Genomic DNA, 279 nt, shown 5'->3' with positions numbered 1-279 from the left:
TAGTCAAGCGACAAACATAAAGAAGGATGGAATTATGACAAAGCGAATTAGTTTATCAAGAGAAATTGTGCTAGAAGAAGGTTTGAAAATCAGTAGCGAAATGGGATTTAATAAACTGACCTATAATGGGTTAGCCCGTTCATTATCCATTCAGCCGCAATCGATGTATCGATATGTAAGTAATCTGGAGGATTTAAAAAGTGGAGTTGTAGCCATCTACCTAAAAGGCTTGGTCGAATTGATTTACCATGAATTATTAGCGTACTCAGGTAAAGACGC

General features: G+C 36.9%; 1 protein-coding gene. It reads left to right on the top strand.

Going from position 1 to position 279, the window contains the following annotated elements; all coding sequences use genetic code 11:
• Positions 1 to 34: 34 nt before the first annotated feature.
• A partial coding sequence (locus CVN76_RS02545; protein WP_198512448.1) for a TetR/AcrR family transcriptional regulator occupies positions 35 to 279 on the top strand: 245 nt, incomplete at its 3' end.

Source organism: Bacillus sp. mrc49 (assembly GCF_002803435.1).
This window is presented reverse-complemented; position numbering and strand designations above follow the sequence as displayed.